The 3,802-nt window shown below is 69.9% G+C and carries 5 protein-coding genes; 2 read left to right on the forward strand and 3 right to left on the reverse strand.

Annotation, left to right across the window (positions count from 1 at the left end; all coding sequences use genetic code 11):
• The coding region (locus Q8M82_RS19040; protein WP_305692868.1) for a pyroglutamyl-peptidase I family protein at window positions 1–504 on the forward strand (504 nt) is incomplete at its 5' end.
• Window positions 505–565: 61 nt separating this feature from the next.
• Window positions 566–1,945, forward strand: a complete 1,380-nt coding sequence (locus Q8M82_RS19045) for a TIGR03808 family TAT-translocated repetitive protein (RefSeq protein ID WP_305692869.1) — start codon at window positions 566–568, stop codon at window positions 1,943–1,945.
• Between the two features lie 3 nt (window positions 1,946–1,948).
• On the opposite strand, the gene Q8M82_RS19050 is transcribed toward Q8M82_RS19045, so the two are convergent.
• The 3 genes from Q8M82_RS19050 to Q8M82_RS19060 form a co-directional block, all read right to left on the reverse strand.
• Window positions 1,949–2,275, reverse strand: coding sequence for a type II toxin-antitoxin system PemK/MazF family toxin (locus tag Q8M82_RS19050; RefSeq protein ID WP_305692870.1), 327 nt, complete (start codon window positions 2,273–2,275; stop codon window positions 1,949–1,951).
• Window positions 2,272–2,499 (reverse strand): antitoxin MazE-like protein, encoded by a 228-nt coding sequence (locus Q8M82_RS19055; RefSeq protein WP_305692871.1) that lies wholly within the window; start codon window positions 2,497–2,499, stop codon window positions 2,272–2,274. Before Q8M82_RS19055 ends, Q8M82_RS19050 begins: the two co-directional genes overlap by 4 nt.
• A 61-nt stretch (window positions 2,500–2,560) precedes the next feature.
• Window positions 2,561–3,559 (reverse strand): asparaginase, encoded by a 999-nt coding sequence (locus tag Q8M82_RS19060; protein ID WP_305692872.1) that lies wholly within the window; start codon window positions 3,557–3,559, stop codon window positions 2,561–2,563.
• Window positions 3,560–3,802 lie beyond the last annotated feature (243 nt).

Raw genomic sequence — 3,802 nt, forward strand, 5'->3', positions numbered from 1 at the left:
CTGGAGACGAGCTATGGCGGGGGGCTGCCGCGGCTGCGCGCGCATCTCGCGGAGTCTCGCCCCAGGGCGGTGCTGATGCTCGGCCTCGCCGCACGCGCCCGAAAGATCCGGGTCGAACTCTACGGCCGCGGCCATGCCAGCCCGCTCCATCCCGACGCGAGCGGGGCGACGCCGAGCGCCGGGCCGGTGCCGGCCGCTCTCCCGCTGCGGACGACGGCCCCTCCGCAGGCCGCGCTCGCTGTCCTGCGCCGCCACGGCCTGCGCAGCGCGCTCTCCCCCTCGGCCGGGCGCTATCTCTGCGACGCCTGCTATGCGGCCGCCCTCCGGCATGACCGCAGCGGCGGCGTGCCGGTGATCTTCATCCATGTGCCGTGGCTGCGGCCCGCGCCCGGCGCCAAGCCGCAAGCGCGGGTCGCCTCCTTCCGGCCGTCAGCGGCAACGCTCGTCGTCAGCCTCGCGGAGATGGGAACCGGCCTCGCCCGGCGTGGTCGCCGCGCCGGCTGACGCCGTCCCGGAACGATACAGGCCACCACGGCATGGGGCTTGAACCTCCGGAGCCATGGTCATGACCTTGCCTGTCCTCTCGCGACGCGCCCTGCTCGCGACGGCCGTTTTCGGCACAGCCGCGTTCGCGGCCGCACCGCTGCGCGCCCAGACGCCGCAGCGCGCCGTTCCGCTTGGGGGCCTCGGTCTCGACGCCTCCCAGTTCGGGCTGCGACCGGGGTCGCCCGACGATCAGTCGCGCCAGCTTCAGGCCGCGCTGGCGGAGGCCGCCCGCCGGCAGGCGCCGCTCGCGATCGCGCCCGGCCGCTATCGCATAGGCCGCATCGCCCTGCCCGAAGGGACGAATCTCGTCGGTGTGCGGGGCGCGTCCGTCCTCGTCGCGGCGCAGGCGGGGCCTCTGTTGTCGGCGCGCGGCGTCGGGCGAACGTCGCTGCGCGGGCTGACGCTGGACGGGCTCGATATCCCCGCCCCAAGCCGCGAGGGGCTGCTCTTGGCCGAGGATGTCGGGCAACTCGACATTCAGGACTGCGCCTTCACCAGGGCCGGGTCGGTCGGGCTCCTGTTGAACCGCTCGGGCGGTTCGATCGAGGGCAGCGAATTCCGGTCGATGCGGGAATCGGCGCTGTTCTCACTCGATTCTCTGGGCCTTCGGATCGAGCGCAACCGCGTCGAGGATTGCGGCAACAACGGCATCCAGCTCTGGCGCAGCCAGACGGGCGACGAGCGCTCTTTCGTGCGCGGCAACCGGGTCGAGCGTATCCGCGCCGATGCGGGCGGCGACGGCCCCAACGGCAACGGCATCAGCCTGTATCGCGCCGGCGGCGTCATCATCGAAGGCAACCAGCTGCGCGACTGCGCGCTGACCTTCATCCGCAACAACTCCGGCACCAGCGTGCAGATCCTCGGGAACCAGGGCCGCCGCTGCGGCGAGGTCGGGCTCTATTCCGAGTTCGCCTTCGAGGGCGCCATCATCGCCAACAACCTCGTCGAGGATTGCGCACAGGGCGCCAACATCACCAATCTCGACCATGGCGGGCGGCTCAGCGTCTTCGCCAACAACATCGTCCGGCGCGCCCGCAGGGGTCTCTATCCCGGCGTCAAGGAGCCGATCGGCGGGATGGGCGTGCATGTCGAGGCCGAAGCCGCGGTCACGGGCAACGTCATCGAGGACGCGAGCGAGATCGGCATCTCGCTCGGCTGGTCCTGGGGCATGCGCAATCTCGTCGCGACCGGCAACATGGTGCGCCGGACCGGCATCGGCATCGGCGTCTCGCTCGTTCCCAAGCAGCGCAATGCCGTGATCTCGGGCAACGTCATCGCCGAAGCGAGCCGCGGCGCGGTGGTCGGGACGGAATACGGGAAGGCCGTCACCGGGGATCTGACGAAGGCGCCCGACGCCCGGGCGGCGGGCGTGCGGGTCGAGAACAACGCGGTGGGTTGAAGATCAACCGCCGAGGCCCAGCACGAAGGCGAGGCGCTCGTTGATCGCCAGCATCTGCTCTGCTGTCAGGGCACCAACGACAGGCCCGCATTTCGCTCGGCTGACCGTTGCGACATTGTTCAGCATCACCTGACTATCGATGCGCAAACCGTTCTCGGCGGTCGATTTAACGGGATAGCGCACCGCCGGCAGATCCACCCTGCTGCTCGTGAGCGGACAGACGATGACATGCCGGGTACCGAGAAGCGCATCGGTCTGGATCACCACAGCGGGCCTGGGCTTGCCGAAGTCGCCCTGCATGGCCACCGTGACGACATCACCGCGTTTCATTCGTCCTCAGCCGGCCACGCTGCCACGTCTTCGATCCACTCCATCACCGCGGCTTCTTCCGGGTCGGCATTCAGGAGGGCGATCTGGCGCTGCAGATCCGCCATGAAAGCCGGATCCTTCGTGTCGAAGGTCCACAACCGGACCTCCTTCAGCCCGGCCGCCTTCTTGGCGGCGCGGTAGCGGGCCTGCTTGCTCAGGCCATCCTTCAAGGCGGGACGCGGCACGGCGCGTTTCCTTTCGTCGAAAGGTCAAGTCGACGAAAGGTAACGCGCGACCTTACATGGGTCAAATAGCGGCCGCCCTCACCCGCCCGACCTCGACGCCGTTCCAGTTCGTCATCACGCTCTCGCGCAGCGGCGCGAAGGCGGCGCCTTCAGCCTCATCCATCGGCAGGAAGCGCGCGATCAGGTCGGCCATCACCACCTCCGCCGCGCGGCCGGCGCCGTCGTCGCATTTCAGGGCGATGCCGTAGCCCAGCTCCGGCAGGGCTCCGCAATAAACGCCCTCGGCGCCGGTCTTGATGAAGATGCGCTCGCGCAGCAGCTCCATGGCGCGCGTGTCGAAGCGGCCGGTGCCGGCGACCATGAAAGGATGCGCCGCGGCAGCCTTGCGGATGCGGGCGGCGGCCTTGGCACGCTCGGGGCCGAAACCCCGGCCGGTGCCGAAGCGGGCGAAGCCGAGCGCCAGCGCCTTCAGCGGCACGGCATAGGTCGGAATCGAGCAGCCGTCGGTGCCCACCATATCCGTCGAATGCACCGCCCCAGTGACCTCCTCCAAGGCGCCGCGCACCGCCCTCTGCACGGCATGGCCGGCCTTCACATAGCCCATCGGATCCTCGTCGATCCCGCAGGCGAGGCAGACGAAGCCGGCATGCTTGCCGGAGCAGTTGTTGTTGAGCGCGCTTGGCTCGCGGCCGGCTCGCGCCATTGCCCGCGCGGCATTCTCGTTCATCGGCCAATGCGCGCCGCATTCGAGGCAGCCGGGCTCGCGCCCGGCCTTGGCCAGCATGGCGACCGAGGTCTCGGCGTGCAGCGGCTCGCCGGAATGGGAGGAGACGGCGAGCGCGATCTCGGCCTCGGTCAGGCCGTAGCGGTCGGCGGCGCCGCTCTCGAGCAGCGGCAGCGCCTGGATCGCCTTCACCGCCGAGCGCGGGAAGACGGGGCGCTCGACATCGCCGGTGGAAAAGACCACGCCGCCATCGGCGTCCACGACGATGGCGGCTCCGCGATGGCGCGATTCGACCGTGCCGCCGCGCGTCACCTCGGCCAGGATCGGGTTGTCCATCGTCGTCTCCACCGCGAAAGCGTCCTGCACGAGACGCGCGCAGCCTTGTGCCGCCAGCGGCTCGACCTGTCAAAAGCGATGGCGCAAACTGGCGACAGCTGCCAAGCGGAGGGTGCCGCGGTCCCGAAAGGGGGCTGCATCCGCAGATCGGACGAGCCGGAGCGAGGGAATGTCGGGCGACTACGAGACCCAGTACAACAATCGCGCCCGCGTGCCGGAGCATCCCCAGGTGATCGCGAGCTG

Origin of the sequence: Allobosea sp. (genome assembly GCF_030694325.1) — a bacterium.
Taxonomy (GTDB): domain Bacteria; phylum Pseudomonadota; class Alphaproteobacteria; order Rhizobiales; family Beijerinckiaceae; genus Allobosea.